Annotated in this window: 26 protein-coding genes; 11 read left to right on the top strand and 15 right to left on the bottom strand. The window is 57.7% G+C overall.

The window, feature by feature from the left end; all coding sequences use genetic code 11:
* From SPL01S_RS25800 to modE, 10 genes are all read right to left on the bottom strand, one after another.
* The coding region (locus SPL01S_RS25800) for a DUF3289 family protein (RefSeq protein WP_306303370.1) at positions 1 to 264 on the bottom strand (264 nt) is incomplete at its 3' end.
* Positions 265 to 489: 225 nt separating this feature from the next.
* Positions 490 to 1,242, bottom strand: a complete 753-nt coding sequence (gpmA, locus tag SPL01S_RS22100; RefSeq protein WP_004941818.1) for a 2,3-diphosphoglycerate-dependent phosphoglycerate mutase — start codon at positions 1,240 to 1,242, stop codon at positions 490 to 492.
* Between the two features lie 213 nt (positions 1,243 to 1,455).
* The gene (locus SPL01S_RS22095) at positions 1,456 to 1,800 is read right to left on the bottom strand and encodes a PsiF family protein (RefSeq protein ID WP_063202858.1); all 345 of its coding nucleotides are present in this window, start codon (positions 1,798 to 1,800) and stop codon (positions 1,456 to 1,458) included.
* A gap of 197 nt (positions 1,801 to 1,997) precedes the next feature.
* Positions 1,998 to 3,041 (bottom strand): galactose-1-epimerase, encoded by a 1,044-nt coding sequence (gene galM, locus SPL01S_RS22090; protein ID WP_063202856.1) that lies wholly within the window; start codon positions 3,039 to 3,041, stop codon positions 1,998 to 2,000.
* Positions 3,035 to 4,186, bottom strand: a complete 1,152-nt coding sequence (gene galK, locus SPL01S_RS22085; protein WP_063202855.1) for a galactokinase — start codon at positions 4,184 to 4,186, stop codon at positions 3,035 to 3,037. Before galK ends, galM begins: the two co-directional genes overlap by 7 nt.
* Positions 4,183 to 5,235, bottom strand: a complete 1,053-nt coding sequence (gene galT / locus SPL01S_RS22080; protein ID WP_063202853.1) for a galactose-1-phosphate uridylyltransferase — start codon at positions 5,233 to 5,235, stop codon at positions 4,183 to 4,185. The genes galK and galT overlap by 4 nt, the downstream gene beginning before the upstream one ends.
* Positions 5,236 to 5,519: 284 nt before the next feature.
* Positions 5,520 to 6,338, bottom strand: a complete 819-nt coding sequence (locus SPL01S_RS22075; protein WP_063202851.1) for a CPBP family intramembrane glutamic endopeptidase — start codon at positions 6,336 to 6,338, stop codon at positions 5,520 to 5,522.
* A 154-nt stretch (positions 6,339 to 6,492) separates the two neighbouring features.
* The gene (locus SPL01S_RS22070) at positions 6,493 to 7,065 is read right to left on the bottom strand and encodes a cysteine hydrolase family protein (RefSeq protein ID WP_004941837.1); all 573 of its coding nucleotides are present in this window, start codon (positions 7,063 to 7,065) and stop codon (positions 6,493 to 6,495) included.
* Between the two features lie 131 nt (positions 7,066 to 7,196).
* On the bottom strand, positions 7,197 to 8,669 hold the full coding sequence (gene modF / locus SPL01S_RS22065) for a molybdate ABC transporter ATP-binding protein ModF (protein WP_063202849.1): 1,473 nt from the start codon (positions 8,667 to 8,669) through the stop codon (positions 7,197 to 7,199).
* A 90-nt stretch (positions 8,670 to 8,759) separates the two neighbouring features.
* On the bottom strand, positions 8,760 to 9,551 hold the full coding sequence (gene modE / locus SPL01S_RS22060) for a molybdenum-dependent transcriptional regulator (RefSeq protein WP_062869963.1): 792 nt from the start codon (positions 9,549 to 9,551) through the stop codon (positions 8,760 to 8,762).
* A 190-nt stretch (positions 9,552 to 9,741) separates the two neighbouring features.
* On the opposite strand from modE, the gene SPL01S_RS24900 reads away from it, so the two are divergent.
* From SPL01S_RS24900 to modC, 4 genes are all read left to right on the top strand, one after another.
* The gene (locus SPL01S_RS24900) at positions 9,742 to 9,891 is read left to right on the top strand and encodes an AcrZ family multidrug efflux pump-associated protein (protein WP_004941845.1); all 150 of its coding nucleotides are present in this window, start codon (positions 9,742 to 9,744) and stop codon (positions 9,889 to 9,891) included.
* A gap of 160 nt (positions 9,892 to 10,051) precedes the next feature.
* Positions 10,052 to 10,825, top strand: coding sequence for a molybdate ABC transporter substrate-binding protein (gene modA / locus SPL01S_RS22055; protein ID WP_063202847.1), 774 nt, complete (start codon positions 10,052 to 10,054; stop codon positions 10,823 to 10,825).
* Complete coding sequence (gene modB / locus SPL01S_RS22050; protein WP_004941851.1) at positions 10,822 to 11,511, top strand: molybdate ABC transporter permease subunit; 690 nt, start codon at positions 10,822 to 10,824, stop codon at positions 11,509 to 11,511. The genes modA and modB overlap by 4 nt, the downstream gene beginning before the upstream one ends.
* Positions 11,512 to 12,579, top strand: a complete 1,068-nt coding sequence (modC, locus tag SPL01S_RS22045) for a molybdenum ABC transporter ATP-binding protein ModC (RefSeq protein ID WP_063202845.1) — start codon at positions 11,512 to 11,514, stop codon at positions 12,577 to 12,579.
* A gap of 33 nt (positions 12,580 to 12,612) precedes the next feature.
* On the opposite strand, the gene SPL01S_RS22040 is transcribed toward modC, so the two are convergent.
* Positions 12,613 to 13,437 carry a pyridoxal phosphatase gene (locus SPL01S_RS22040; RefSeq protein ID WP_062869965.1) on the bottom strand — a complete coding sequence of 275 codons (825 nt, stop codon included), beginning with the start codon at positions 13,435 to 13,437 and terminating at the stop codon, positions 12,613 to 12,615.
* A 178-nt stretch (positions 13,438 to 13,615) separates the two neighbouring features.
* Between SPL01S_RS22040 and pgl the strand changes: the two genes are divergently transcribed.
* Complete coding sequence (pgl, locus tag SPL01S_RS22035; RefSeq protein ID WP_063202843.1) at positions 13,616 to 14,620, top strand: 6-phosphogluconolactonase; 1,005 nt, start codon at positions 13,616 to 13,618, stop codon at positions 14,618 to 14,620.
* Positions 14,621 to 14,915: 295 nt separating this feature from the next.
* Here pgl and SPL01S_RS22030 read toward each other — a convergent pair whose 3' ends face one another.
* Positions 14,916 to 15,398 (bottom strand): kinase inhibitor, encoded by a 483-nt coding sequence (locus tag SPL01S_RS22030; protein ID WP_063202841.1) that lies wholly within the window; start codon positions 15,396 to 15,398, stop codon positions 14,916 to 14,918.
* Positions 15,399 to 15,563: 165 nt separating this feature from the next.
* Between SPL01S_RS22030 and SPL01S_RS22025 the strand changes: the two genes are divergently transcribed.
* Positions 15,564 to 15,965: a YkvA family protein gene (locus SPL01S_RS22025; RefSeq protein ID WP_004941868.1), complete on the top strand. Its 402-nt coding sequence runs from the start codon at positions 15,564 to 15,566 to the stop codon at positions 15,963 to 15,965.
* Positions 15,966 to 15,969: 4 nt separating this feature from the next.
* On the opposite strand, the gene bioA is transcribed toward SPL01S_RS22025, so the two are convergent.
* Positions 15,970 to 17,244, bottom strand: a complete 1,275-nt coding sequence (bioA, locus tag SPL01S_RS22020) for an adenosylmethionine--8-amino-7-oxononanoate transaminase (protein ID WP_063202860.1) — start codon at positions 17,242 to 17,244, stop codon at positions 15,970 to 15,972.
* A 90-nt stretch (positions 17,245 to 17,334) separates the two neighbouring features.
* On the opposite strand from bioA, the gene bioB reads away from it, so the two are divergent.
* Genes bioB through bioD form a run of 4 tightly spaced genes read left to right on the top strand, consistent with a single transcriptional unit; the run spans position 17,335 to position 20,947 of the window.
* Positions 17,335 to 18,372: a biotin synthase BioB gene (gene bioB / locus SPL01S_RS22015; protein WP_004941874.1), complete on the top strand. Its 1,038-nt coding sequence runs from the start codon at positions 17,335 to 17,337 to the stop codon at positions 18,370 to 18,372.
* Positions 18,372 to 19,523, top strand: coding sequence for an 8-amino-7-oxononanoate synthase (gene bioF / locus SPL01S_RS22010; RefSeq protein ID WP_063202840.1), 1,152 nt, complete (start codon positions 18,372 to 18,374; stop codon positions 19,521 to 19,523). Before bioB ends, bioF begins: the two co-directional genes overlap by 1 nt.
* Positions 19,507 to 20,274, top strand: a complete 768-nt coding sequence (bioC, locus tag SPL01S_RS22005; protein WP_063202838.1) for a malonyl-ACP O-methyltransferase BioC — start codon at positions 19,507 to 19,509, stop codon at positions 20,272 to 20,274. Before bioF ends, bioC begins: the two co-directional genes overlap by 17 nt.
* Positions 20,267 to 20,947: a dethiobiotin synthase gene (gene bioD / locus SPL01S_RS22000; protein ID WP_062869970.1), complete on the top strand. Its 681-nt coding sequence runs from the start codon at positions 20,267 to 20,269 to the stop codon at positions 20,945 to 20,947. The genes bioC and bioD overlap by 8 nt, the downstream gene beginning before the upstream one ends.
* Before the next feature lie 59 nt (positions 20,948 to 21,006).
* Here the strand turns inward: bioD and SPL01S_RS21995 are convergent, their stop codons facing one another.
* Together SPL01S_RS21995 and SPL01S_RS21990 are read right to left on the bottom strand one after the other, a co-directional pair.
* Positions 21,007 to 22,653 carry a hypothetical protein gene (locus tag SPL01S_RS21995; RefSeq protein WP_063202835.1) on the bottom strand — a complete coding sequence of 549 codons (1,647 nt, stop codon included), beginning with the start codon at positions 22,651 to 22,653 and terminating at the stop codon, positions 21,007 to 21,009.
* 172 nt (positions 22,654 to 22,825) lie between these two features.
* Positions 22,826 to 23,536: an ATP-binding cassette domain-containing protein gene (locus SPL01S_RS21990; RefSeq protein WP_004941886.1), complete on the bottom strand. Its 711-nt coding sequence runs from the start codon at positions 23,534 to 23,536 to the stop codon at positions 22,826 to 22,828.
* Positions 23,537 to 24,855: 1,319 nt separating this feature from the next.
* Here SPL01S_RS21990 and uvrB point away from each other — a divergent pair.
* Positions 24,856 to 26,868: an excinuclease ABC subunit UvrB gene (gene uvrB / locus SPL01S_RS21985; RefSeq protein ID WP_004941889.1), complete on the top strand. Its 2,013-nt coding sequence runs from the start codon at positions 24,856 to 24,858 to the stop codon at positions 26,866 to 26,868.
* Positions 26,869 to 26,959 lie beyond the last annotated feature (91 nt).

The raw sequence follows: 26,959 nt of genomic DNA, 5'->3' as shown, positions 1-26,959 counted from the left end.
ACTTAAATCACCGCAGCGCATATCCTCCGCGCCATAGTCGTCCATTCGTTTTTGGGTTTTGAATATAGTGCAGGGAAACTCTAGTGCTGACATCGTGATACATTCCTTGTGTCGTCGTCCATTGCGGTCCTTATCTATGGATAATAGGTCATGACCGGCTGCGGTGTAAATGTTGAGCAGCTCTCCCTGCCAAAATTCGGATTTTTGGCCGTTTCCGGGGTGAAAGTAATAACGGAGATAACCGCTACGTTCTTGGCCCATCATCAAAATGCCATCAGGTATTCGAGGGGCAGGTCCTTGCATCGGTGGCCCGTGTCTAGAGCTCGATAACAGCGATCCCACGCTTGCATGCTGAGAAAGTTACCGGGTTTAGACATAAAAAAATCCGGAGTCAGGGGACTGACTCCGGATTTTCTCTTATTTACAGGATTGTTTATGTGCTCTTAAACGATCTGCATTACCGGCCAAACCGGGATCAACGGGCGAAAATTACTTCGCTTTACCCTGGTTTGCCACGGCGGCCGCTTTAGCAGCGATCTCGTCGGCATTGCCCAGGTAGTAACGTTTGATTGGCTTGAAGTTTTCGTCGAATTCATACACCAACGGCACGCCGGTTGGGATGTTCAGTTCGAGGATCTCATCTTCGCTCAGGTTATCCAGGTATTTCACCAGCGCACGCAGCGAGTTGCCGTGCGCGGCAACGATAACGCGCTCGCCGCTTTTGATGCGTGGCAGAATTTCTTCGTCCCAGTAAGGGATCACGCGATCGATGGTCAGCGCCAGGCTTTCGGTCAGCGGCAGCTCTTTTTCGGTCAGCGCCGAATAACGTGGGTCGTGGCCCGGGTAACGCTCATCATCTTTGGTCAGCTCTGGTGGGGTAACGGCGAAGCCGCGACGCCATTGCTTAACCTGCTCGTCACCGTATTTCTCAGCGGTTTCAGCCTTGTTCAGACCCTGCAGCGCACCGTAGTGGCGTTCGTTCAGCTTCCAGGATTTTTCAGTCGGCAGCCAAGCCTGATCCAGTTCGTCCAGGATGTTCCACAGGGTATGGATCGCACGCTTCAGGACGGAGGTGTAAGCAAAGTCAAAAGAGAAACCTTCATCTTTCAACAGCTTGCCTGCTGCTTTCGCTTCGGTGCGACCTTTGTCGGACAAATCAACATCATACCAACCGGTAAAGCGGTTTTCGTTGTTCCACTGGCTTTCGCCGTGACGCACCAGAACCAGCTTAGTTACAGCCATAGCTTAACTCCTTAATAATCTGACATTTCAATGATAACGAAAATCATTATATTGCCGCGGCCGGTGGCTCGGCAATCGATAGTGTCTAACCATAGCCAATTTCTTGCCGCAAAGTAAGTGCTGTTCTGAGGAAAAGCTGAATCGATCAGGCGGGCGTCACGGGGAAATCGGCACGGCGGAATGAGATCCGGCCGTGCCGCTGGCGAAGGGCAATCAGGCAGATTTTTTCAGACAGTTGCTCATAAAGGTTTTACGCTCGTCGCCTTTCAGGCTTTTGGTTTTTGCATCGGCGTTACAGGTTTTCATTTTCTGCTGTTGCGGCGTCAGGGTTTTCGCTGAAGTGGAACCTTCTGCCTTCAGGCAGGTGCTCATGAAGGTCGTGCGGTCCGCGCCTTTCAGCGTTTTGGTGGAGGCTTGTTGATTACAATCAGTCATGCGCTTCTGCTGAGCAGCCTGCGCCGGTGAAGGCGTTTTTGTTGCGGTTGCGGTATCGGCAGCCATCAGGTTGGTGCTCAGCAGTAAACCCGCCAGTAATGGGAGTGCAGTAATCAGACGCATAGGTGTTCCTTCAGCTATTGACCGGCCAGAGATGGCCGAAAATTGTGACGCAGCACAAGGTGTTGTGCTTATCACCGTAGCCTGATTCTAGTGTGAGCTTTGGAATAAGGAAAGGCAGGTGCCGGTGGGGCCGGCGTGTAAAAAGGTAAGCATTTATAACAAACGGCCCCCGGCCGCATGGCAAGGGGCGTGGTGGTTCAGATAGGATAAAACTGATAATGGGTGGCACTTTGATATTGCTGCCCCGGCTTGAGCCAACAGTCCGGCTGCGGCCATTCCGGGTGGTGCGGGCTGTCCGGCAAAAACTCGCTTTCCAGCGCTATGCCGGCGTAACTGGCGTAGCTGCCGCCATCACGTGCCGGTGTGCCGTCCAGATAATTGCCGCTGTACAGTTGCAGCGCCGGCGCGCTGGTGAAGACGCTCATCTGCACCTGACCGTCCGCCGACCACAGGTGTGCCGCCGGGCAGTCCAATGCGCCGCAGGTACGGTGCAGCAGATAGGCATGATCGTACCCTTTTACCCGCTGCTGATCGCGGTCGCGCAGGAAATCCTGCAGCAGCGTTTTCGGGTGGCGAAAATCCATGCCGCTGCCGTCCACCGGCGTGAGTTCGGCGTTGGGTATGCCCTCGCTGTCGACCGGCAGATAACGGTCGGCAAACAGCTGCAGCCGTTGCCGACGGGCGTCGGTGTCGGCGCCGTCCAGATTGAAATAGGCGTGGTTGGTCAGATTGACCGGGCAGGCGCGATCGGTCCGGGCCTGGTAACTGATTTCCAGCCGGTTATCGGCAGTGAGCCGGTAATTGACCTGAACCTCAAGATTGCCGGGAAATCCCTGGTCGCCGTCGGGTGAATGCAGCGCGTAACTCACCTGCTGCGTATCTTGTTGAACAATCCGCCAGCGACGGGCATTGAAGCCTTCCGGCCCGCCGTGCAATTGGTGTTCCCCTTGATTGGCGAGCAGCGGATGCGGCTTGTTGCCGACCAGCAGACTGGCGTAGGCGATACGGTTGGCATAGCGTCCGACGGTGGCGCCAAGATAGGCCGCTTGCCGCTGGTAATCCGCCGGTGTCCGGCAGCCCAGCAGCAGTTCACGCGTTTTGCCCGATTTCAGCGGCAGCACGGCGGAAAGCCAGGTAGCGCCCCAATCCATCAGCGTGACCGTCATCCCGCCGGCGTTTTGCAGCCGGGTTAGCTGGTAGGGCTGGCCATCAGGGGCCAGTTGCAGGCTGTCTGTCAGCATATTCCGGCCCCCGCTGATGCCTTGCAAACGTAAAAGGTTTCTCGCAGTCCGTTGGTTTGCAACGGATACTCCCGCGCAACCGTCTCGCGTACCTGTTCCACCAATTCTTGCGGCATCAGCGCCACTATGCAGCCGCCAAAACCGCCGCCGGTCATGCGCACGCCGCCGCGATCGCCGATAACCTTTTTGACTATCTCCACCAACTGGTCGATCGGCGGCACGGTAATGGCAAAATCATCCCGCATTGAAGCGTGAGATTCCGCCATCAGCCTGCCCATCAGTTTCATATCGCCCGCCGCCAATGCATCTGCGGCGGCCAGGGTGCGATCGTTTTCGGTGATTACGTGGCGCGCTCGCTTGGCGACGATCGGATCCAATTCATGCTGGATCGGGAAGAACAGCTCCGGGCTGACGTCGCGCAGTGCCTTGACGCCGAAGAAGCGCGCGGCGGCTTCGCATTGTTCGCGACGGGTGTTGTATTCGCTGTCCACCAGCCCGCGCTTCACGTTGGAGTTGATGATCACCACGGCAATATTTTCCGGGACCGACACCGCACGGGTCTCCAGTGAACGGCAATCGATCAGCAAGGCATGATCCTGTTCACCGAGGGCGGAAATCAGCTGATCCATGATCCCGCAATTGCAGCCGACAAACTGATTCTCCGCCTCCTGGCCATTCAAAGCCAAGGCTACGCCATCCAGCGGCAGTTCATACAGCGCCTGCATCACCTGGCCAACGGCCACTTCCAGTGAGGCGGAAGAGCTGAGGCCGGCGCCTTGCGGTACGTTGCCGGCGATCACCAGATCCGCGCCGCCAAAATTGACGTTGCGCAGTTGCAGGTGTTTGATCACGCCGCGCACGTAATCGGACCAAAGCTGGTCCGGGTGACTGACGATCGGATCGTCGAGAGAGAATTGATCCAACTGGCCGTCGTAATCGGCCGCGATCACCCGGATCTGGCGATCGTCACGTCTGGCTCCGGCGATCACCGTTTGGTAATCAATGGCGCACGGCAATACGAAACCGTCGTTATAGTCGGTATGTTCGCCGATCAAATTCACTCGTCCTGGCGCTTGAATGGTCAGCGCGGGCGCGTAGCCAAAGCGTTCGGTAAAAATGGTATGGGTAATATTTTTCAAACTCATTGTTTGGCTCCGGCTTCACGGTAATGAATGTCGTCAACGGCGCGCAGACGCTCTGCGGCCTGTTCTGCAGTCAGATCGCGCTGGGTTTCCGCCAGCATCTCGTAACCCACCATAAATTTACGCACCGTGGCGGAGCGCAGCAGTGGCGGATAGAAATGGGCGTGCAACTGCCAGTGACGGTTATCCGCATCGTTGAAAGGTGCGCCGTGCCAGCCCATGGAATAGGGGAAAGAGCACTGGAACAGATTGTCGTAACGGCTGGTCAGCTTTTTCAGCGCTACGGCCAGGTCACTGCTCTGCGCGGCGCTCAGATCGGTAATGCGTTGCACTGCGGCCTTCGGCAGCAGCAGCGCTTCAAACGGCCAGGCGGCCCAGTAGGGCACTACGGCCAGCCAGTGTTCGGTTTCAACGATCGTACGGCTGCCGTCAGCCAGTTCACGCTGCACGTAATCCAGTAACAGAGGGGATTGGTGCTGTTGGAAATACTCGCGCTGCAGGCGGTCTTCATGCTCGACTTCGTTCGGCAGGAAGCTATTGGCCCATACCTGCCCATGCGGGTGCGGATTTGAGCAGCCCATGGCCGCCCCTTTGTTTTCAAATACCTGGACCCACGGATAGCTGCGGCCGAGATCGGCAGTTTGTTCTTGCCAGGTGGCAATCACCTGCTCCAGAGCCGCAAGCGTCAGTTCCGGCAGGGTTTTACTGTGATCGGGGGAGAAGCAGATGACCCGGCTGGTGCCGCGCGCGCTCTGGCAGCGCATGAGCGGATCCTGGCTTTCCGGTGCCTGCGGCGTATCCGTCATCAGCGCGGCGAAGTCATTGGTGAACACATAGGTGTCCTGATAATCCGGGTTTTTATCGCCGGTAACGCGGGTATTGCCTGGGCAGAGGAAGCAGTCCGGATCGTGCTGCGGCAGCGTTTCCTGCTGCGCGGATTCCTGTTGGCCCTGCCATGGGCGCTTGGCGCGGTGCGGCGACACCAATACCCATTGACCGGTCAGCGGGTTATAGCGGCGATGGGGATGATCGATGGGATTAAAATCCGTCATTACGGTTCCTTTTTCTTGTCCGGCGCGGCGAGTGTAATCGCTTTCATCCACTCCAGGCGCGCCCTTTACAGATTAAAATGGATAACGATGCGCAAAAAGATAGCATGCCCGACGGAGTAAAAAGGTGATCCAGAGCGAAAAATGGAATCGTTTACACTTGAGGCAGTAATAAGGAACACAGGCAGTACGGCAGAGGGTTTAGGACAGAGAAAGCAGGGCAATAAGTTGGATGATAGCGTTTTCATCCATAGCGCCGGCAGAAGGACTCCTGCCGGCTGAGAAGGTCAGGGATGTTGATACACTGGATAAGTGAATAACAGCAGGTGCGTCAGATTAAGCCCAAAATGGAACAGGATCGGCACCCACAGGCGGCCGCTCCACATCCACGCCAGGCCGTAAATCAACCCGGCGAGCGTGGCGAATGCCACCATCAGCATGCCGCCGGCCAGGTGTGCGGCGCCAAACACCAGTGCTGCGATAATCAATGCGGGCCAGGCGCCCAACCACTGGGTGAGGCGTTGCTGCAGATAACCGCGAAACAGTGCTTCTTCCGCCATACAGACAAAGAACAGATTGGCCATCACAAACGCCAGGATCCAGTCCGGTGCGTGCGGCTCAATCTTCAGGCCACCGAGGGCTACGGCCACCAGCAGTAAGGCAGGCACTGCCAGTATCAGCGCGATCCAACCGGTTTTACCGGCGCTTTTACCGGTTTCAGCGGCAAACAACGTCGACAGGCAGGCGAACAGCAGGAATGGCACCAGCGCTTTGTCGAAATTGTAATACATGGTGAACGGCGCGCTGAGCGGGCCGGGTTTTTCACCGTCGATCATCAACTGGTTATGGAACCCCGGCACCAGATGCAGGAATAGCGCCACGCAGCTTGCCACCACCAGCACTTCCAGCGGTATTGCCAGATTACGTTGGGCGCGGTAATGGTGCCGCAGGCCGGCCAGTGCAGCAATGACCAACACGCAGCCCAGGCTGAGCGGGGTCAATACCCCGTGGTACATCCCCATGCCCGCCGATGCGGCCAGAAATAACCAGGCAATCAGCCGGTTAAATGGCAAAAAGAATAACGAAATCGAAAGTACGCCCCACATAACTCTATCCCTTTAAAATATGCACACGGCGCTCAGTGCCTGTGCGGCGTGTGAGTATGGCGAAGTTGAGCGCTATGACGAATAGTAACATAGAGAGGTTACAGCAAAGGTCCGGACAGTGATCTGAAGTGAGTTTATTCGGCAACTGTCTGATTTACCCTTTCATCCAGGCCTGTGAGCGGGTGATTTCCGCCAGGTTTTGCAAAATATCCAGGCTTTGCTGGTGTATCTCCTCGCTCGGCGCCGCGCACAAATCCTGCAATACGGTAACCTGAAAACCTGCGTCGTGAGCCTGCCGCGCGGTGCTTTCAATCGCCAGCGGGGTGCTGACGCCTCCCAGCAACAGGTGATGGCAACGATGCTGCTGCAACCAGGCTAACAAATTGTTACCGGCAAAAGCGGAAACGGCGTTCTTTTCGAACTGAAAATCCACCGGCAACACCTGTAAAGCCTTGTCCCATTGGCAACCGGGGCTGCTCAAACGCAGAGCGCCGATCTGCTTAAGGTGGTTGAACAGCGGAGAGTGGGGCGGGATATCGTGATAATCGTCGGCAAAACCCACGCGCACCCAAATCACCGGAATTTTGCGTACCCGCGCATAGGCCGCAGCGACATTGGTGTTGGCAATCAGGTTATGCGCCACCACCTGTTCATGACAGTGATTCGCGCGCCCCTTGGGGCCAATCAGATCCTCGATCAGATCGATAATAATCAGTGCGGCGGACATAGCCTCTCCAAAAATGAATCCTTCATCCCTTTATGATAAAAGGCCCACTGAGATGTGTTACGCAGGAAGTGTTGCCGGATATGTCATCGGATGAGTGGCAGGGCCATCCCTCCGCAGGATTATCCAGAATGTCAGGCAAGCTGATCCTGCTGATAGCGGTAACCGTCACCGTCGGGCAAGAAGCTCAGGCGGTGGGTAATACACTGCGGCGCGTCTTCCGCATGGTGGGAAACAAACAGCAGTTGGGTGGCGCCCTGGCCGATCAGCACGTCGACAAAGCGGCGCACCAGTTGGCGATTGATCGGATCCAGCCCCTGCAAAGGTTCGTCGAGGATCAGCAACGCCGGATGCTTGACCAGCGCACGGGCGATCAACGCCAGCCGCTGCTGGCCCCAGGACAGGCTGTGAAACGGCGTATCGCCGCGGGAACCGCCCAACCCCAACAGCGCCAGCCATTGGTCGGCCAATTGCTGCTGCCGGTCAGACACGGCCTGATAGATGCCGATGGAGTCGAAAAATCCGGACAGGATCACGTTGCGTACGCTTGAGCTGACGCGGTAGTCCAGATGCAGGCTGCTGCTGACGTAGCCGATGTGGCGTTTGATATCCCAGATGGTTTCTCCGCTGCCGCGGCGGCGGCCGAACAGGGTAAGATCGTTGCTGTAACCTTGTGGATGATCGCCGGTGATCAGGCTGAGCAGGGTGGATTTACCGGCACCGTTAGGACCGACGATCTGCCAATGCTCACCGGGGTTAACCTGCCAGTCGAGATGATTAAGGATGGGGCGATCGTTGTAACTGACCACCCCGTCATGCAGCACGATTAACGGTTGATCCGTCGGCAAGGTGGTTTTCTGGGCCGGATCCTCGGTTTCCGGCAGCGCCAGGCCATCCAGATTCTCGCTGTGCGCCAATTGCGCCACCAGCGCGTCCGCCATCACCTGTTGGCGCGTGCCCTGGCTTGCGAGAGTGCAATCTGCCAGGACCCCCACCTGCCGGATAAAGTCCGGCACCTCGTCAAAACGGTTGAGCACCAGTACCAGGGTATAGCCGTGCCCGGAGAGATCGTTCAGCAGCGCGGCCAATTGGGCGCGGGAATTCACGTCGAGCCCGTCGAAGGGTTCATCCAGGATCAGCAAGTCGGGCTGCGGCATTAACGCCCGGCACAGCAGGGTTTTGCGCGTTTCGCCCGTGGAAAGGTACTTAAAACGGCGCGTCAGCAGCGCAGTGATGCCAAACTGTGCGGCCAGTTGCGCGCAGCGTTCCGGGTCTTTCACTTCTTCTTGAATGATTTCCGCCGCGGTGCGGCCGGTGTCTTCTTCGCCGGGGCTGAGCAGGTCGGTATTGTTGCGTTGCCATTCGTCGCTGACCAGTTTTTGCAACTGTTCGAAGGAGATGCGCACCTGGCGGCTGAAATCGCTGCGGCGTTCGCCGCTCAGCAGCACCAGCTCATCGGCCAGCGCGCGCGCCAGGGCGGATTTTCCGCTGCCGTTGGCGCCGACAAAGGCCCAACTGTCGCCAGACCGAATCTCCAGCGCATCCAGCGTCAGGGTTCGGGTATCGCTTAAGCGAAATGAACCTTGCGAAATGTGCAACGATGACATTACCTATTCCTTATTGTGCAATTATTTGATTTAGAAATAGGCGTATTGGCGGGTGAAGTCAATCGGCAAAAACGCAACGTTACGTTGCGTTTAGCACAACGTGGCGACAATCACCCGGTCGGCGTTAAACAGGGCGTGCACCGCGCTGCCGGGTTGCAATTTAAGCTGTTGCAGTTCCTGATTGGCTACCGTGGCGCACAGGGTTTCGCCGCCCGCCAACGTCACCAGCACTTCGCTGTGATCGGCGCCTGGCTGGATGCTGGCCACCACGCCCGCCAGCGCATTGTCCGCTGCCCCGACGAGGGCCGGATCGGTATTCAGCTTCACCCATGGCGCTTTAATCAGCGCCAACACTTCCTTGCCGGGGGCGAGCTGCAGCCGGTCGGCGCTTTGTTGGGTGAGAGCCGCGCTGAGACGGGTTTTTCCATCGCTCAGTAAAATCTCCAGATGCTGCTGCACCTGCCGGTGGTCGCGTTCGATGACGGTGCCGAAGAACTGATTGCGCGCGCTGGTTTGCAGCGAAAAGCGGGAAATTGCCGCCAGCAGGCTGTCGAGTGGCAGGTTGTCTTGCTGCAATACGTCGAAGGCTTTTTGCTGGATTTGGCCCAGCAGATCGTATAATTGGATCAGCCGTTCACCGTAATGGGTGACCTGAGCGCCGCCGCCGCCCTTGCCGCCGGTGGCGCGTTCCACCACCGTTTGCTCCGCCAGCTGGTTCATTTCGTTAATGGCGTCCCAGGCGCTTTTATAGCTGATGCCCGCCAGTTTGGCGCCCTGGCTGATGGAGCCGGTATGCCGGACCTGCTTGAGCAGCGCGATGCGACGTGGATCGGCGAACAGTTTTTGCTGGAGTTTTAGGGTAAGGAGGATTTCGGCCTGCATAACGCGTCCTGTCGGCTGCAAAAGCCTTATTGTCGCCGATTTACCGGCAAAGCGCCAAAATGGCACGTTTGGCCGGTTACAAATTTCACCTGATGTTTAAAATAACTCCGTTTTAGCCGCTATTTTGGTTTAAAATGGCGCTACGTAGCGGTGTTCATTGCCGCTCAATGGGCAGTTAAGTGAGGCTACCATGTTGGAATTATTGAAAAGTTTGCTGTTCGCTGTGGTAATGGTGCCGGTGGTCATGGCGATCATTCTCGGCCTGATCTACGGTTTGGCGGAAGTGTTCAACATTTTCTCCAAAGTGGGCCGCTCGAAAGAAAACCGCACTCAGCACTGATCGTCAGCCATCCCCATCTCAACGCCCGCCGGCGCCGTTCGGCGGGTGTCTCAAGTTATGTCTTCCCCTGCCGATAAACCGCATGACAAGCTTCCGCACAACGTTATATTATTTTTTATATAACGAGAGTGATATTGCACATTAACTTGCGGAGAACACCATGAAACAGCAATGGACTAAATGGGTCGGCGGGATTGTATTGGCATCCGGTATGGTCATGCAGGCGTCTGCGGCAGAGAAAATTACCGTTTTTGCGGCGGCATCGCTGACTAACGCGCTGCAGGATATCGCGACCCAGTATCAGAAAGGCAAGGATGTGCAGGTGATTTCTTCATTTGCCTCTTCTTCAACGCTGGCACGCCAGATTGAGCAGGGCGCTCCGGCCGATCTGTTTATTTCCGCCGATCAGCAGTGGATGGACTACGCCATCGATAAACAGCAGATGGTCAAAGAGACGCGGTATACGCTGTTGGGCAACGAACTGGTGCTGATCGCCGCCAAAGACGGCAAACAGGATAAAATTACGCTTAACAAACAGACCGACTGGGCGAAACTGTTGAACGGCGACCGCCTGGCGGTGGGCGATCCGGACCACGTACCGGCGGGGATCTACGCCAAAGAAGCCTTGCAGAATCTCGGCGTTTGGACCGCGCTGGAGCCTAAACTGGCGCGGGCCAACAACGTACGCAGCGCAATGGCGCTGGTGGAGCGCGGCGAAGCGCCGTTGGGCATTGTTTATGGCTCAGATGCGGTAGCCAGTGATAAAGTCAGCGTGGTGGGCGTCTTCCCGGAAGACAGCCACAAACCGGTTGAATACCCGATGGCGTTGGTTAAAGGCCATCAAACACCGGCCGTCAGCGCTTTTTATAACTATCTGAAAAGCCCGGAAGCGGCGGCTATTTTTCACCATTATGGATTCTCCCCGCGTAAATGATTCTGAGTGAGTACGAGTGGCAGGCCGTTGAACTGAGCCTGAAAGTGTCCGCCGTGGCGGTAGTTTGCAGCTTGCCTTTCGGCATTCTGATGGCCTGGATCCTGGTGCGTTGCCGTTTCCCCGGCAAATCGCTGCTGGACAGTATTATCCACCTGCCGCTGGTGCTGCCGCCGGTGGTGGTCGGCTATATACTGCTGATCGCCATGGGGCGGCGCGGGGTGATTGGCGAATGGCTGTATGACTGGTTCGGTTTCAGTTTCAGCTTTAGCTGGCGCGGTGCGGCGTTGGCGTCCGCCGTGGTGGCGTTTCCGCTGATGGTGCGCGCCATCCGGCTGGCGCTGGAGGCGGTGGATACCCGCCTCGAACAGGCTGCCCGCACTCTGGGTGCCAACCCGTGGCGGGTGTTTTTCACCATTACGCTGCCGCTGTCGCTGCCTGGGGTCATTGTCGGTGTGGTGCTGGGGTTCGCCCGCTCGCTGGGGGAGTTCGGCGCCACCATTACCTTTGTATCCAATATTCCCGGAGAAACGCGCACCATTCCGCTGGCGATGTATACCCTGATTGAAACGCCGGGAGCGGAAGCCGCCGCCGCGCGTCTGTGCGTCATTGCCATAGCGTTGTCGCTGGTTTCACTGATGGTTTCCGAGTGGCTGGCCCGCTGGGGCCGCAAACGGATGGGTATCTAAATGCTGGAGCTGGATTTTTCCCAACGCCTCGGCGATCTCAACCTCAACGTGCGCGCGGATCTGCCCGCCCAGGGCATTACCGCCATTTTTGGCCTGTCCGGCGCCGGTAAAACCTCCTTAATCAACGCCATTGGCGGCCTGACGCGTTTGCAACAGGGGCGCATAGCGCTCAATGGACGCACGCTGGCGGATACCGCCAGCGGCTTGTGCCTGCCGCCGGAAAAACGCCGCATCGGCTACGTGTTTCAGGACGCGCGCCTGTTCCCGCATTACCGGGTGCGCGGCAACCTGCAATACGGCATGGCGGCCGGCATGCGCTCGCAGTTCGACGGCATCGTTGAGCTGTTGGGCATTGGCTCCTTGCTCAACCGCCTGCCATTGACCTTGTCCGGCGGTGAAAAACAACGAGTGGCGATTGGTCGCGCCTTGCTGACCGCCCCGGAACTGCTGTTGATGGACGAACCACTGGCGTCGCTGGATCTGCCGCGCAAGCGCGAACTGCTGCCGTACCTGGAGCGGCTGGCGCAGGACGTCAATATCCCGATTCTCTACGTCAGCCACAGCATGGACGAAATCCTGCGTCTGGCGGAACAGGTGATGGTGCTGGATAACGGCCAGGTGCGGGCATTCGGCGGGCTGGAAGAGGTTTGGGCCAGCAGTGCGCTGCGGCCCTGGTTACAGCGGGAAGATCAAAGCAGCGTGTTGCGCGTCAGCGTGATCGAACATCACTCCCGCTATGCCATGACCGCGCTGGCGCTGGGCGATCAACGCCTGTGGGTCAGCGGGGTCGATGCCCCATTGGGGGCGCAACTGCGTATCCGCATCAATGCCGCCGACGTTTCGCTGATCTTGCAGCCGCCGGTTAACAGCAGCATTCGCAACGTCTTGCCGGCCAAGGTGACCGAGTGTCTGGAGGCCGACGGGCAGGTGGAAGTGAAGCTGGCGGTGGGGGAAAGCGTGCTGTGGGCGCGCATTACGCCGTGGGCGCGTGACGAACTGGCGATCCGGCCGGGGCAGTGGCTTTATGCGCAGGTGAAAAGCGTGTCGATCAGCCGCGAGGCGCGCTGAATACGGCCCTCCCGCAGGGGGAGGGCGAAGGGGTTACTGGCCCAGCACCCGCGTGCGGATCACGTCGGCGATGCCTGGCTGCAGGTGATCGGCGATCACCAGATCGGCGCGCTGTTTGACAGCGTCATCGGCGTTGCCCATAGCTACGCCCAGACCGGCCGCTTCCAGCATGCTGAGATCGTTGTAGTTATCCCCGAAGGCCACTACCTGATCCATGCTCAGCCCCTGAGACTCGACCCACTGTTGCAGGCGTTTGCCCTTGCTGTTGCCGCCTTTGGCGATATCTACCTGATCGTGCCATGACCATTCGCACGCCAGCCCCAGCTCTTTTTCCACCGTTTCGGCGAAGCTGCGCAGCGCGGGAATATCGTCGTGCGAGGTCGCGAACTTCCAGATCGATTGCACCTCGTCCACCGCCTGAACCAGGCTGTTGACGTGAAGCAGCGTCGGGCGTTGCGCCGGGGGCAGGGTTTCCGCCCAGGCCAGCGAGCGGGTGATGTGGCCGCTGGTATCCTGATACAGCATGGCGTCGTCCACATACATCAGGCCGTGAATGCCGCTTTGTTTCAGCATTTGCAGCACCAACCTGGCCTGCTCTTTTGGCAGCGGATCGGCAGCCAACACCTTTTTCTGCTGGAAGTCATACAGATAGGTGCCGTTGCAGCAGATAGCCGGCGTGTCTATTTCCAGCGCCTGATAGAACGGGTGGATCGCCACGTGATGGCGACCGGTGGCCACCACCACTTTGATACCGGCGGCGCGTGCTTCAGCCAGGGCCGCCAGCGACTGCGGCAAAATGCGTTTTTGGTTGTCCAGCAGGGTGCCGTCCAGATCGAGGGCAATGACGCGGTAGCTCATAGGGATCTCATTATCGTTAGCAACAAAACTAACCTGATGGTACACCGGATAAGCGATGGATAAAACTGCACAGATTTCATCTGCAACCCGGGGTTGTTATGTCACCGATGTGAGGTAAGCTAGGGGAAACCGAAAAACCTGAAACCGGTTTCTCTTTTACTCTCTTCAAGGAGAACACATGAAGCAAATCGTTTATGTCGCCAGCCCGGAAAGCCAGCAAATTCACGTGTGGCAGTTAAATGACACCGGCGCACTGGAGCTGCTGCAGACCGTCGATGTACCGGGCCAGGTACAGCCGATGGCGATCCACCCGGATAAAACGCACCTGTACGTCGGCGTGCGCCCGGCCTTCGGGATCGTCAGCTACCGCATTGAGGCGGACGGTAAACTGCAACAGGCCGGCATGGCGCCGCTGCCGGGCAGCCCAACCCATATATCCACCGATTTGCAGGGCCGCTATCTGTTCTCTGCGTCCTACAGCGGCAACTGCACCAGCGTCAGCCCGATCGGCCGTGACGGCGTGGTTGTGGCACCCCTTCAGCAGATCGACGGTTTGACCGCGCCGCACTCGGCCAACATCGACCCGACCAATCAGCTGCTGCTGGTGCCTTGCCTGAAAGAAGATCGCATCCGCCTGTTCAACCTGAGTCAGGAAGGCAAACTGACGCCGCACGCACAGGACGCGGTGGCTACCGCAACCGGCGCCGGCCCGCGTCATATGGCGTTCCACCACAATGACAACTATGCCTACTGCGTGAACGAGCTGGACGGTACGGTAGACGTGTTCGTCATCACTGAAAACGGCAGCAAATACACCCTGACGCAGACGGTGAATATCATGCCGGACGATTTCGACGGCACCCGCTGGGCGGCGGATATCCACATCACGCCGAATGGCCGCTTCCTGTATACCAGCGACCGTACCGCCAGCATCCTGACGATTTTCAGAGTGTCCGAAGACGGCAGCACCCTGTCGCCGGTCGGCCATCATCCGACCGAAGAACAGCCACGCGGTTTCAACATCGACCACAGCGGCCGCTTCGTGATTGCCGCAGGTCAGAAATCCGATCATATCGGCGTCTATGAAATCGATCAGACCAACGGCAAACTGACCACGCTGGCGCGTTATCCGGTGGGTCAAGGCCCGATGTGGGTGAGCGTGTTAGATACCCGTCATACTTGAAGCTGCCTCTGTGTTGGCTGCATTTGCTTACCCCAGTCACTTACTTGAGTAAGCTCCTGGGGATTCACAAACTTGCCGCGTTACTCGGCAAAGCCTCGCCCCGTAGGGGCCAGCGCAAGCGCTGTTCAACAAAACCGTTGGTTCTGTTGTGATGCAACTCCAATTATTTAGGGTATAGAAAGAGGGTATTACTCAATGCGTGGTATGCGGCGGTGTAAATAGACTTTCGCCGCCTCATATTATCTACGCCGAATCAACTTTTCCGTCGGGGCGGATACACCTGCTCCGAGCGTTCTCAGCTGTACTTAACCGTCAGTGTGGCGCTACCGAGGCTGTGGAAATGTACGTTAAAGCCGACCAGCGCGCCGCTGGAACTTTCATCCACCTCAATGCTCTCAACGTCCAATGCATGAATCGTGAAGTGATAGCGATGGCTTTCACCCTGCGGAGGGGCTGCACCGCCGTAGCCGGCTGAACCAAAATCGGTGCGGGTCTGGATAGCGCCGGCCGGCAGACCGCCTTTGCCGGAGCCTGCGCCCTGCGGCAGTTCGCGCGTCTGCGCCGGGATATTGGCCACCACCCAGTGCCACCAACCGGAGCCGGTCGGGGCATCGGGATCGTACACCGACATCACGAAGCTCTTGGTGCCTTCCGGCACGCCATCCCAGGCCAGATGTGGCGACAGGTTATCGCCCTGATAGCCCATGCCGTTAAACACCTGGCGTTCCGGCATTTTCGCGCCGTCTTGCAGATCGTTGCTGTACAAACGAAAGCTCATAATGACTCCATGGGTCGGTAAAAGCTGAATGCCTAAGCTAGACCTTTTTGGCGCGATAACACAAGCGTCATTGCATCTCGCCAGCGGCCTCATCGATGAGTTATCCTCGTTAACGCCGAAGCTACATACGTGACATCAATAATTCACAGATCGATAAAAGTAATCATGATTTCATTCAAAAAACGCACGCCGTGGTTTGGTTGGCTGCGCCGCTGGGCCAAGGGCATCAAGCGCGACATTTATGCGCTGTGGCTGGCGGCCCGCGATCGGCGCACTCCCTGGTATGCCAAATTGATCGCCCTGCTGGTGGCGGGTTATGCGGTGTCGCCTATCGATTTGATCCCGGACTTTATCCCGGTGCTGGGCTATCTGGACGACGTGATCATCGTGCCGTTGGGCATCATGCTGGCGGTACGCCTGATCCCCCAGCCGCTGATGGCGGAACTGCGGGAGAAGGCGCAACGGCGTATCGATAATCCCACCGGCCGCATGGCGGCGGTGATGATCATTTTATTGTGGGTGCTGTGTCTGGTGTTGCTGGCCCGCTATCTGGACCAGCACTGGTAAGCCGTTAGCTCGCCGCTGCGGCCACGGCGGCGGTCAACCGGCTGAGCTGATCAGGCTGAATGATGTAAGGCGGCATCAGATAAATCAGCTTGCCGAATGGCCGGATCCACACTCCGCGCTCGACAAAACCGCGCTGCAACTGTGCCACGTCCACCGGTTCGCGCATTTCCACCACGCCAATAGCCCCCAGCACTCGCACATCCGCCACTTTTGGCCGCGACAGGAGCGGCAATAGCTGCTGTTTTAGCTGCGTTTCGATGGCGGCGACCTGCTGTTGCCAATGGTTTTCCGCCAACAGCGACAGGCTGGCTTCGGCCACCGCGCAGGCCAGCGGGTTGCCCATAAAGGTCGGCCCGTGCATAAAGCAGCCCGCCGCGCCATTGCTGATGGTTTCCGCTACGTGGCGGGTGGTCAGAGTGGCCGACAGCGTCATATAACCGCCGGTCAGCGCCTTGCCCAGGCAGAGAATATCCGGTACCACCTCCGCGTGCTCACAAGCAAACAGCTTGCCGGTGCGGCCAAATCCGGTGGCGATTTCATCGGCAATCAGCAGTATCTGATGCTGGTCGCACAGCTCGCGCACCCGCTTGAGGTAGGTGGGGTGGTAAATGCGCATCCCTCCTGCGCCTTGCACCACCGGCTCCAGAATCACTGCGGCGATCTCCCCGGCGTGCTGTTCCAGCAGCGCGGCGAACGGCGCAATGTCGTTTTCATTCCAGGGTTCATCAAAACGGCACTGCGGCGCGGTGGCGAACAGGTGCGGCGCGAGATAGCCCTGATACAGACTGTGCATCGAGTTGTCCGGATCGCACACCGACATTGCACCGAAGGTATCGCCGTGATAGCCGTGACGCAGGGTCAGAATACGCTGCCGCCGTTCCCCACGCGCCTGCCAGTATTGCAGCGCCATCTTCAGCGCCACTTCGACGGCCACCGAGCCGGAATCCGCCAGAAAAACGCATTGCAGCGCCTCCGGCGTCATCTCCACCAGCCTGCGGCACAGCGCGATAGCGGCAGGATGGGTGATGCCGCCGAACATCACGTGTGACATTTTTTCCAGTTGCCGGGTGGCGGCCAGGTTCAACTGCGGATGGTTATAGCCGTGGATCGCCGCCCACCAGGAAGACATGCCGTCTACCAGGCGCCGGCCGTCGGCCAATTGCAGCTCGACGCCGCTGGCGGCCTCTACCGGATAGCAGGGCAATGGATGGCTCATGGAGGTGTACGGGTGCCAGATATGGCGCTGGTCGAATTCAAGGTCGGAGGCGCTGATAAACATGCTTGTAAACCAAATCATATTCGTAATGGTTGACAGTATATCCACAATATCTACACTGACGACACTTTTTTCATTTTTGGAGACGCCGTGATGGCCGATCGCATTCACTGGACAGTAGGTCTCGCCCAGACCTTGTTTGATAAACCGTTACTTGAGCTGTTGTTTGAAGCCCAGACCGTTCACCGCCGGCATTTTGACCCGCGTCAGGTGCAGGTGAGCACGCTGTTATCAATCAAAACCGGCGCCTGTCCGGAAGACTGCAAATACTGCCCGCAAAGTTCGCGCTACAAAACCGGTCTTGAGACGGAGCGGCTGATGCAGGTGGAACAGGTGCTGGAATCGGCACGCAAGGCCAAAGCGAATGGATCGACCCGCTTCTGCATGGGGGCGGCGTGGAAGAACCCGCACGAGCGCGATATGCCCTATCTGCAACAGATGGTGCAGGGGGTGAAGGCGATGGGCATGGAAACCTGCATGACGCTGGGCACGCTTGACCACACCCAGGCAGAACGGCTGGCGGATGCCGGGCTGGATTATTACAACCACAACCTGGACACCTCGCCGGAGTTTTACGGCAACATCATCACCACCCGCAGCTATCAGGAACGTCTGGACACGCTGGACAAGGTGCGCGGGGCGGGCATTAAAGTCTGTTCCGGCGGCATCGTCGGGCTGGGTGAGACGGTGCGTGACCGCGCCGGGCTACTGGTGCAGCTGGCTAACCTGCCGACACCGCCGGAGAGCGTGCCGATCAACATGCTGGTGAAGGTAAAAGGCACGCCGCTGGCGGATAACGATGACGTCGATCCGTTCGATTTCATCCGTACCATCGCGGTGGCGCGCATCATGATGCCGGCCTCTTACGTCCGCCTTTCCGCCGGTCGCGAACAAATGAACGAGCAAACTCAGGCGATGTGCTTTATGGCCGGCGCCAACTCCATCTTCTACGGCTGCAAACTGCTGACCACGCCAAACCCGGAAGAAGACAAAGATCTGCAACTGTTCCGCAAGTTGGGCCTCAACCCGCAGCAGACCGAAACCGAGCACGGCGACAACCAGCAGCAACAGGTACTGGCGGAGCAACTGCTGCATGCCGATACCGCTGAGTTTTACAACGCGGCGCTGTAATGAGCTGGCAACAACGTATTGAACAGGCGCTGGAGGAGCGGCAGCAGAATGCCGCTTACCGTTATCGCCAGGTGAACCAGGGCGGCAATGGCCGCCATATTCAGCTGGGCGGCGAGCGCTACCTGAACTTTTCCGGCAACGACTATCTTGGCCTGAGCCAGGATCCGCAGGTGATCGCCGCCTGGCAGCAGGGCGCCCAGCAGTATGGCGTCGGCAGCGGCGGCTCCGGGCACGTCACCGGGTTCTGTGCGGCGCATCAGGCGCTGGAACAGCAACTGGCGGAGTGGCTCGGTTACCCGCGTGCGCTGCTGTTTATCTCCGGCTATGCCGCCAATCAGGCATTGCTGGCGGCGCTGATGCAGGCGGACGATCGCATATTGGCGGACCGGCTCAGCCACGCGTCGCTGCTGGAGGCGGCCGCCCATTCACCGGCCCAACTGCGGCGTTTTCGCCACAATCAGCCGCAGGCGCTGGCCGGCCTGCTGGCAAAATCCTGCGGTGGCCAGATGCTGGCGGTGACCGAAGGGGTGTTCAGCATGGACGGCGACAGCGCACCGCTGGCGGAGCTGCATCGCCTGACCCAAGCGGCGGGGGCCTGGCTGATGGTCGATGACGCGCACGGCATCGGCGTTCACGGCGAACAGGGGCGCGGCAGTTGCTGGCAGCAGGGCGTGCGGCCCGAACTGTTGGTGGTCACCTTTGGCAAAGCCTTTGGCGTCAGCGGCGCGGCCGTGCTGTGCGACGAGGCCACGGCGGAATATCTGCTGCAGTTTGCCCGCCATTTGATTTACAGCACTGCCATGCCGCCGGCGCAGGCTTGCGCCCTGCAGACGGCGTTGCAGCGTATCCAGCAGGGGGACGAATTACGCGCCCGGCTGCAGGACAATATTCAGCGCTTCCGCCAAGGTGCGGCCCAGTTACCGTTAGCCCTGACGGCGTCGGTGACCGCCATTCAGCCGTTGCTGGTGGGCGACAACCAGCGTACGCTCGATCTGGCGCAGCAGCTGCGTGGCCAGGGGTTGTGGGTGAGCGCCATTCGTCCGCCAACGGTGCCGCCGGGCGGCGCGCGCCTGCGCATTACCCTGACGGCGGCGCATCAGCCGCAGGATATCGATCGCCTGCTGGAGGTATTGCATGACGTCAGCCTTTGAGCCGGTCAACAAGCAGGCGGTGGCCTCGGCCTTCAGCCGTGCGGCGAGCAGTTATGATTCGGCGGCGGTACTGCAACGTGATGTTGGTGAGCGCTTGCTGGGGATGGGGGCGAAGCATCGGGGCGAACAGTTGCTCGACGCAGGCTGCGGCACCGGGCACTTCAGCCGCCGCTGGCGCGAATTGGGGAAGCAGGTTACCGCGCTCGATCTGGCGCCGGGCATGCTGGCATTCGCCCGCCAGCAGCAGGCAGCGGATCACTATTTGCTGGGGGATATCGAAAATGTGCCGCTGCCCGCGGCTGCGGTAGATATCTGTTTCAGCAGCCTGGTGGTGCAATGGTGCAGCGATTTGCCGCGCGCTTTGGCGGAGCTGTACCGGGTAACCCGGCCGGGTGGCGTGATTTTGTTTTCTACGCTGGCGGAAGGCTCGCTGGCGGAATTGGGCGACGCCTGGCAGCAGGTAGACGGCGAGCGTCACGTGAACGACTTTCTGTCGTTGGCGCAGATCGACGCGGCCTGTGCCGGCTATCGCCACCTTCTGGAGACGGAGCGACAAACCTTGAACTACCCGGACGTGATGGCGCTGATGCGATCGCTCAAGGGGATTGGTGCCACCCATTTGCATCAGGGGCGCGAAGCCGGTTTGCTGTCCCGTCGGCGGCTTGCCGCTTTACAGGCTGCCTATCCACGCCGGGGTGGGCAATTCCCGCTCAGCTATCATCTGGTTTATGGAGTGATTTATCGTGATTAAGCGTTGGTTCGTCACCGGCACCGATACCGAGGTGGGCAAAACCGTGGCCAGCAGCGCCTTGTTGCAGGCGGCCAATTTGGCGGGGTATCGCACGGCCGGTTACAAGCCGGTTGCCTCCGGCAGCGACATGACGGCCGAGGGGCTGCGCAATGGCGACGCGCTGGCATTACAGGCCAACAGCGCCGTGGCGCTGAGCTACGCGGAGGTGAATCCTTATGTGTTTGCCGAGCCGACGTCGCCGCACATTGTCAGTGCCGACGAAGGGCGGCCAATCGAGCTGGCCCAGCTTTCCGCCGGCCTGCGCCACCTGGAGCAAAGGGCCGACTGGCTGTTGGTCGAAGGGGCAGGCGGTTGGTTTACGCCGCTTTCCGAGCAGCATACCTTCGCCGACTGGGTACAGCAGGAGCAACTGCCGGTGATCCTGGTGGTAGGGATCAAACTGGGTTGCATTAACCATGCCGTGCTGACCGCGCAGGCGATCCAGCAGGCGGGGTTGCAGCTTGTCGGGTGGATTGCCAACGACGTCACCGCACCGGGCCGCCGTCATCAGGAATATTTGGCTACGCTGCGCCGTATGCTGCCTGCGCCATTGCTGGGGGAGATCCCGCATCTGCCGCAACCTGAGCGGCAGGCGCTGGGGGCGTATCTGGATTTGAGCGTTTTATCCCACTGATCGTCGAGTCGTCCGTCCACGGCATTTACCGTGGACGGAGATAATGTGACTTGTCGTTTTCACATGGCAGTAACGCAGGCATTATCGAAGTACAGAACGCCATTTTTCGCCAAAGCGTACAAATTGAAAGACAGGATGACGTGGGTTGCCCAAACCGGCACTTTGCGTCTGTTGCTGTTAAAACGGTACTCTTTGAACTGAGCATAATCATTGGCATTTAGGGTGCCATCCCAGGCGGCGGCATCAGATTTTGCGATGATCGACACGCCATTGCTTTCCGTTTCCTGAATGCAGGCATAGCGAAGCGTGGCAAATAAATTGCCGGACCCGCCATTCAGCGCTTTCAGAGTAAAGCAGGCGCCCAACTGTTCATATTGCGATACCGGAACAACCACCCTCAGACCGGCGTTTGAATTGGTATTACCCAGCTTGGTCACCTTTAACGCATTGCTGCCGTTAACGCCCGCACCGGCTTCAATGGCGAGGGTAATGGCATCCGAGGTAAAAGGATCGCTGACGTTACCGCCGGAAACCTCCCAACCGAAGGGTTTGGTGCTGAATGCGAAACTGCCGTCCTTGATTTTATTATTATTCTCGGTGGTCAGCGTTTGAATACCGGCGCCCGCACCACCGCCATCAAGCCGACTGTGGCTAATCACAAAGTCGCCAGTGCCGCCGAAATAACGCCCTGTCGCGGTTCTGACACCGTAAAACTTAACGTTTTCGACGATAATCCCGCTACTGCCCGCTTCGGCGTAGAAGCAATAGTCTTGCGGCAGAACGCCTTTAAGCGTAATGATTTCTCCACCCTGAATAAGTAATGAAGCATTCTGGTGGGCGCTGCAGCGGAAAGGAATATCTGTAATCGGGCTATTTTCATTATTGAACTCGATATGGCAACCGTGCAGTTCGACGCTCCCTGCTTGCACATTCACAATAGCACCAGCGTAATCTATTGATGTACCGAAGAAACGAAAAGCGCCGTTCGGGTTCTGGTTGCCGATGGCCAGCCCTTGCGAGTTACCGAGAGTGCCACCAAAGAAGTTAATTCCTTCACCAAAGTTTTTAGCACCGGATTCAGCAGAGGGCATGTGCACGCATTCAAAGCAGCGGATGATCTCACAGGCGTAGTAATGTGCAATATAAGCGTTAGTACCAAAATACATACCGTAATAAAAACCGGAGATATACAGGTTATTAACGGAAAAATTCCCCATCAGGCTTTCTGGCGAGTCAAACAGGATCCCGTCGATAAAGTTGTATTCGACTTTTTCTTCATCGGCCACAGTAGGCGGTGTGGATTTTTTCTTTGCACCGATCCCTTTGACGGTAAAGTTTTTTAAGATTGGCGCTGGTCGAATTGGGACACCATTATCCAATGCGAGGGCGGTTGTGTAGCAACGCATAAAGTAGTTGTGATCGCTTTCAGTGCCACTCGGAATCTTAGTGGTTATATTTACGCCGTTGCCGTCGATATAAACGAAGCCCACGTCGATATCGGTCTTGGGCGCTACCCATTCCTCAAAGGGCGCAGTGAATTTGACGATTGCCGGTCTTTTTAATGTGTCTTTAATGAAGGTTTGCGCTTTGATCAGCTCATCGCGAGACTTGACGTAAATACCCCCGATATCGAGACGTTCTTTTAGGGGCCAGATCTTCGTGTTCAGATCGCTATATTGAATAAATGCTGCGTCGTTATCGGCCATTGTCCACTCCTCAGTAAGGTCAATCAGGTATGAAAGCCCGTTGAGTATGGAAGGCGTGTTGACTCATTCACAGCAATGCGGGCTCTGTCCTGGCTGGTACAACACAGGAGCAGAGAAAGGGGATCAACCGGCTCGAAAGAGAGCCGGGGCGCAATACTCCGCGCCCCGCCAGTTACACTGCCAGATAGGCATTGATCAAGTCCTCGTCCAACTGCTCCAGCGTGCCGTTCGCCACACTGCGGCCCTGATCCATCAGGCAAAAACGATCCGCCACGCGGCGTACGAACGGCAATTTGTGTTCCACCAGCAGGATCGTCATGCCCAGTTCGCGGTTCAGTTTGCGGATCGCATTACCGATATCGGCGGCGATCGAAGGCTGTACTCCGCTGGTTGGTTCGTCGAGGATCAGCAGCTCCGGCTCCAGCACCAGCGCACGGCCAATCGCCAGTTGCTGTTGCTCGCCATCGCACAAATCCCCGGCCCGGCGGCTGCGCATTTCCCGCAGGTTGGGGAACAGGCTGTAAATAAGCGGCGGAATGCGCCGGGTTTTGTCCCGGCCGGCCATCAGCGCCACCTGCAGGTTCTCCTCCACGCTGAGCTGCGAGAAGATTTGTCGCCCTTGCGGCACGTAGCTGATGCCCAGCGCCGCCCGGTTTTCCATCGGCTGCTGCAACAGATTTTGCGGGGGTTCGTCCGCCAACTGCCAGGTCATGCTGCCGCTGACGACCGGCAAATGCCCCATAATGCAGTTGACCAACGTGGTTTTGCCCACGCCGTTACGACCGATAAGCACCGTGCACTGGCCGCGCGGCAACTCCAGGTTAATATCCCACAGGGTATGATTTTGCCCGTAGAACTGGTTCACTGACCTTAAACTCAACATCCGGCACTCTCCTCAAAGACCCGTATTCCACTCGTGGATGTGTGCCCAAATGGGCACAGGCGTAACGCGTTCCTGCTAAAAACCACACCGATTTCACCGGCCGGCATCAGAGCAGGAACGGCCATCAAACGTCTACTTCCCTGCGTTATCCACTCCTTACTGCTTGAACCGCCTTGGCGGTTTCTTTCCCGAGTGTCTTAATGTCCAGAATAAAATGCTGTATGCCTACCTTTAACGAGGTAGTTACGGTTAAGGAAAAATAAACGATTTACAGGCAAAAATGGTTGTTAATGGCGTTTTATCAGCGTGTTTTCGCCTTTGTCGTGTCATTGCCAGTTATTTAGCCCCAGGCTGACGCTGAACGTAGAGCAGCTAATCCTGCCGTACCGACGCGGATATTTCACCTGGTCTCACTTTTGCCGTTAAACGATATTGCAACTCTCAGGCCAACTTTTACAATCGGGGAAAAAAGGGGGAATGTTATTGTCTTGTTAACCGTTTGTCGGGTGTAGACTGGCCCAGCGGCCCGGCCAAAAATACGGTGGAAAGTTAACGCGGACGATTTTTGCACTGTTGCAGTGCTGTGAGGAAAAGTGATGGTGCAAACTATTTCGCCGGTTGCGGCAAGATGCAGCACATGAGCGCAAAAATGGGATAAATGTGTTTTTGGCAATGGGGCTGTTTAGCATTAATCGGCATAAACAAAGCGAATTTTTTGTGAAAAAATAACTAAAAAAGCCGTTTCGGCGAGGAGAAACGGTAAAAAGCGTTCTTTCTGCAACTCCCGTCACGGGCGGGGCGGTGGGAGTTATCCACTATTCCTGTGGATAACCTTGTGCATTAGATTTAGAAAAGCGGTTTAAAGCGAGAGCGGGCGCGGGTTCTGTTCGCGTTGGCCGCATTCTCATCTTTTTATTAAATATGTTAAATATCAATAAATTAACTAAAATCAAGACACGAATGTATTGATGATGTGGCTATGTATGATTTTTCGCCGCAGTGCTATCAATAAGTTAATTTTTGACGGATTTTGGGGATAAATCAGTTATTGACAATAAAAATGTCACGCGACTGTAACCCTGTCGGTGCATCCACGCCCCGCCGACGCGCATCAGGCGGCGCTTTGCCATTGCGCGTCAGCATCAGGGCCAATGGCGGGCTACGCCATCTTGAGTAACGAATCGCTTGAAGCTGGTTTTATATCCAGTATCATAGGCACTGGCGAAAATCGCCGGGGCTTTCCATAATTAGGGGCCATTCGTCGAGCATCCGTTCCATGGCCGCCTGAGCGCGCGCATCTCCACAGGGTAGCCGAGTCAATGAGTAAAATTTTCAAACTGCATTCCGATTTCAAACCGGCCGGCGATCAGCCGGAAGCCATTCGCAAGCTGGAAGAGGGCCTGGAAGACGGCCTGGCGCATCAAACGCTGTTGGGCGTTACCGGTTCGGGCAAGACATTTACCATCGCCAACGTCATCGCCGATCTAAACCGGCCGACCATGGTACTGGCGCCAAACAAGACGCTGGCGGCGCAGCTGTATGGCGAGATGAAAGAGTTCTTCCCCGAGAATGCGGTTGAGTATTTTGTCTCGTACTACGACTACTACCAGCCGGAAGCCTATGTTCCCAGCTCCGACACTTTTATTGAAAAAGACTCCGCGGTGAACGAGCACATCGAACAAATGCGCCTTTCAGCCACCAAAGCGCTGCTGGAACGCCGCGACGTGGTGGTGGTGGCATCGGTGTCGGCAATCTACGGTCTGGGCGATCCGGAGCTGTATCTGAAGATGATGCTGCACCTGACCAAGGGCATGATCATCGATCAACGTTCGATCCTGCGGCGTTTGACGGAGCTGCAATATTCCCGCAACGATCAGGCTTTCCAGCGCGCCACCTTCCGCGTGCGCGGCGAGGTGATCGACATCTTCCCGGCAGAGTCGGACGAGCTGGCGCTGCGCATCGAGCTGTTTGATGAAGAAGTCGAACGGCTTTCGCTGTTCGATCCGCTGACCGGCCAGATCGAGCAGGTGGTACAGCGCTTCACCATTTACCCGAAGTCGCACTACGTGACGCCGCGCGAGCGGATCCTGCAGGCGATGGAAGAGATCAAGGTGGATCTGGCCGAGCGGCGCAAGGTGCTGCTGGCCAACAACAAGCTGTTGGAAGAACAGCGTCTGACGCAGCGCACCCAGTTTGATCTGGAGATGATGAACGAACTGGGCTACTGCTCCGGCATTGAAAACTATTCGCGCTATTTGTCCGGGCGCAGCGAGGGCGAGCCGCCACCGACGCTGTTTGACTACTTGCCGGCGGATGGCCTGCTGGTGGTCGATGAATCGCACGTCACCATTCCGCAAATCGGCGGTATGTACAAAGGTGACCGCTCGCGCAAGGAAACGCTGGTGGAATACGGCTTCCGCCTGCCGTCGGCGCTGGATAACCGCCCGATGCGCTTTGAAGAATTCGAAGCGCTGGCGCCGCAGACTATTTACGTGTCCGCCACGCCGGGCAAATATGAGCTGGAGAAATCCGGCGACGACATTATTGATCAGGTCGTGCGGCCTACCGGGCTGCTGGATCCGATAGTGGAAGTGCGGCCGGTCACCACCCAGGTGGACGACCTGCTTTCCGAGATCCGCAAGCGGGTGGCGGTCAAGGAACGCGTGTTGGTTACCACCCTGACCAAGCGCATGGCGGAAGATCTGACCGAATATCTGGAAGAGCACGGCGAGCGCGTGCGCTATCTGCACTCGGACATCGATACCGTGGAACGCGTCGAAATCATTCGTGACCTGCGTCTGGGCGAGTTTGACGTGCTGGTGGGCATCAACCTGTTGCGTGAAGGGCTGGACATGCCTGAGGTGTCGCTGGTGGCGATTCTGGACGCAGACAAGGAAGGCTTCCTGCGTTCCGAACGCTCCCTGATCCAGACCATCGGGCGTGCGGCGCGTAATCTCAACGGCAAGGCAATCCTCTACGGCGACAGAATTACCGACTCGATGGCCAGGGCGATTGGCGAGACCGAGCGCCGCCGCGTCAAGCAGCAGGCGTTCAACGAAGAAAACGGCATTGTGCCTAAAGGCCTGAACAAGAAAGTGTCCGATATCCTGCAGTTGGGCCAGCCGGGCAACCGCAGCAAGGGCCGAGGGAAGGGCAAGGCCGCGGAAAGCGCCGCTCAGTATCAGCACCTGACGCCAAAAGCGCTGGATCAGAAAATCCGCGAGCTGGAAGCGCAGATGTATACCCACGCGCAGAACCTGGAGTTCGAGCTGGCCGCCGGTTTGCGTGACGAAATCCACCAGTTGCGCGAGCAGTTTATCGCCATCTCATGAGCCGTTGGGGCACCGTATTCGGTGCCCGCATCCATCGGGGCGAATTTCTTCGCCCCCTGGGGTGATGTGAACGCTGCGGTTTGAAAGACGA

The organism is Serratia plymuthica NBRC 102599 (assembly GCF_001590925.1).
GTDB lineage: Bacteria > Pseudomonadota > Gammaproteobacteria > Enterobacterales > Enterobacteriaceae > Serratia > Serratia plymuthica.
This window is presented reverse-complemented; position numbering and strand designations above follow the sequence as displayed.

Excerpts from the sequence above, each read along its gene's own strand:
- bioB (WP_004941874.1), top strand. The coding sequence starts at position 17,335 with ATGGCCGATCGCATTCACTGGACAGTAGGTCTCGCCCAGACCTTGTTT.
- SPL01S_RS22025 (WP_004941868.1), top strand. The coding sequence starts at position 15,564 with ATGATTTCATTCAAAAAACGCACGCCGTGGTTTGGTTGGCTGCGCCGC.
- pgl (WP_063202843.1), top strand. The coding sequence starts at position 13,616 with ATGAAGCAAATCGTTTATGTCGCCAGCCCGGAAAGCCAGCAAATTCAC.
- galT (WP_063202853.1), bottom strand. The coding sequence starts at position 5,235 with ATGACGGATTTTAATCCCATCGATCATCCCCATCGCCGCTATAACCCG.
- modB (WP_004941851.1), top strand. The coding sequence starts at position 10,822 with ATGATTCTGAGTGAGTACGAGTGGCAGGCCGTTGAACTGAGCCTGAAA.
- galM (WP_063202856.1), bottom strand. The coding sequence starts at position 3,041 with ATGCTGACAGACAGCCTGCAACTGGCCCCTGATGGCCAGCCCTACCAG.
- uvrB (WP_004941889.1), top strand. The coding sequence starts at position 24,856 with ATGAGTAAAATTTTCAAACTGCATTCCGATTTCAAACCGGCCGGCGAT.
- modF (WP_063202849.1), bottom strand. The coding sequence starts at position 8,669 with ATGTCATCGTTGCACATTTCGCAAGGTTCATTTCGCTTAAGCGATACC.
- modA (WP_063202847.1), top strand. The coding sequence starts at position 10,052 with ATGAAACAGCAATGGACTAAATGGGTCGGCGGGATTGTATTGGCATCC.
- SPL01S_RS22095 (WP_063202858.1), bottom strand. The coding sequence starts at position 1,800 with ATGCGTCTGATTACTGCACTCCCATTACTGGCGGGTTTACTGCTGAGC.
- modE (WP_062869963.1), bottom strand. The coding sequence starts at position 9,551 with ATGCAGGCCGAAATCCTCCTTACCCTAAAACTCCAGCAAAAACTGTTC.
- SPL01S_RS24900 (WP_004941845.1), top strand. The coding sequence starts at position 9,742 with ATGTTGGAATTATTGAAAAGTTTGCTGTTCGCTGTGGTAATGGTGCCG.
- SPL01S_RS22075 (WP_063202851.1), bottom strand. The coding sequence starts at position 6,338 with ATGTGGGGCGTACTTTCGATTTCGTTATTCTTTTTGCCATTTAACCGG.
- SPL01S_RS22030 (WP_063202841.1), bottom strand. The coding sequence starts at position 15,398 with ATGAGCTTTCGTTTGTACAGCAACGATCTGCAAGACGGCGCGAAAATG.
- SPL01S_RS21995 (WP_063202835.1), bottom strand. The coding sequence starts at position 22,653 with ATGGCCGATAACGACGCAGCATTTATTCAATATAGCGATCTGAACACG.
- galK (WP_063202855.1), bottom strand. The coding sequence starts at position 4,186 with ATGAGTTTGAAAAATATTACCCATACCATTTTTACCGAACGCTTTGGC.
- bioA (WP_063202860.1), bottom strand. The coding sequence starts at position 17,244 with ATGTTTATCAGCGCCTCCGACCTTGAATTCGACCAGCGCCATATCTGG.
- bioF (WP_063202840.1), top strand. The coding sequence starts at position 18,372 with ATGAGCTGGCAACAACGTATTGAACAGGCGCTGGAGGAGCGGCAGCAG.
- gpmA (WP_004941818.1), bottom strand. The coding sequence starts at position 1,242 with ATGGCTGTAACTAAGCTGGTTCTGGTGCGTCACGGCGAAAGCCAGTGG.
- SPL01S_RS22070 (WP_004941837.1), bottom strand. The coding sequence starts at position 7,065 with ATGTCCGCCGCACTGATTATTATCGATCTGATCGAGGATCTGATTGGC.
- SPL01S_RS22040 (WP_062869965.1), bottom strand. The coding sequence starts at position 13,437 with ATGAGCTACCGCGTCATTGCCCTCGATCTGGACGGCACCCTGCTGGAC.
- bioC (WP_063202838.1), top strand. The coding sequence starts at position 19,507 with ATGACGTCAGCCTTTGAGCCGGTCAACAAGCAGGCGGTGGCCTCGGCC.
- SPL01S_RS21990 (WP_004941886.1), bottom strand. The coding sequence starts at position 23,536 with ATGTTGAGTTTAAGGTCAGTGAACCAGTTCTACGGGCAAAATCATACC.
- modC (WP_063202845.1), top strand. The coding sequence starts at position 11,512 with ATGCTGGAGCTGGATTTTTCCCAACGCCTCGGCGATCTCAACCTCAAC.